2 protein-coding genes are annotated in these 1,080 nt (G+C 74.7%); both read right to left on the bottom strand.

Annotated elements, in window-relative coordinates:
* The coding region (locus DAT37_RS36695) for a sigma factor (protein WP_269814830.1) at positions 1–243 on the bottom strand (243 nt) is incomplete at its 3' end.
* A 4-nt stretch (positions 244–247) separates the two neighbouring features.
* Positions 248–1,080: NAD-dependent epimerase/dehydratase family protein (locus DAT37_RS36690; RefSeq protein ID WP_109529551.1), on the bottom strand; the 833-nt coding region annotated here is incomplete at its 5' end.

The raw sequence follows: 1,080 nt of genomic DNA, 5'->3' as shown, positions 1-1,080 counted from the left end.
CGGCTCGGGCAGCCAGGGACCGGTGTAGGCCTCGCGCTTGACCCTGGCCGAGCGGAGCTGGTCGAGCGCCAGCCGCGACACGACGGTCACCAGGAACGCCCGGGGGTCCCTCACCTCCCCGCGGTCGGCCGCCTGCCAGCGCAGCCACGCCTCCTGCACCACGTCCTCCGCGTCCCACATGCTGCCGAGCAGCCGGTAGGCCAGCCCGAGCAGCGTCGGGCGGTGCTCCTCGAAATCCACCATCCGATCATCCCTTCACACCGAGCATGGCCGCGTGGCGGGGGCGCCAGTTGAGCCGCAGCCGCGCCCGGCTGTTGTCGGCGCCGCGCAGCATGGTCATGTACGCCACGCCGAAGGGGCCGGCGGCGAGCCGGGCCAGGAAGGCGGGCACCCGACGGGGAGCGGGGGCGCCGAGCCGCCGCGCGTAGGCGGGCAGCCAGTCGCGCATGAGGACGGGCGTGTCGTCGACCACGTTCAGCGCGCCGGTGACGTCCCTGTCGAGCGCGGCGACGATCGCGGTGGCCGCGTCGTGCGCGTGGGTGAACGACATCACCGAGCCGCCGTCGCCGACGAGCGGCATCCTGCCCGCGCGTACGGCCTCGGTCGTGGAGCCGTCCTCGGCGAAGACCGTGCCCGGCCCCGTCAGGTGGCCGAAGCGCAGCACCAGGCCGCCCGCCCGCGCGGTCTGCCGCTCCAGTTCGGCCACCGCCTCGACGATCGGCCTCAACGGCCTGGGCCCGTCCGTCCACAGCGGCACGTCCTCGTCCGCGAGTCCCTCCCCGGGCCGGTAGGCGAAGGCCAGGCCCTGGGCGACGAACCTCGCGCCAGGCGCGGCCTCCAGGAGATTGCGGGTGCCCTCGACACGCAGCCGGTCGGTCGTCTCGAACTGCTTGGCGAACTTCCTGGGGTCGATGGTCCTGGGGATCGCGGTGAGCAGGTGGACGACCGCGTCGGGGGCGGCCTGCCGTACCACTTGGACGACCGCGTCCCGGTCGAGGGCGTCGGTCACCACGTCCGTCACCGCGCCGGGGGGTGCCGTGGCCGGCACCGTGGCTGGCACCGTGGCCGACCCCAGATCGG

Source organism: Nocardia aurea, from assembly GCF_003123685.1.
Taxonomy (GTDB): Bacteria; Actinomycetota; Actinomycetes; order Mycobacteriales; family Mycobacteriaceae; genus Nocardia; species Nocardia aurea.
This window is presented reverse-complemented; position numbering and strand designations above follow the sequence as displayed.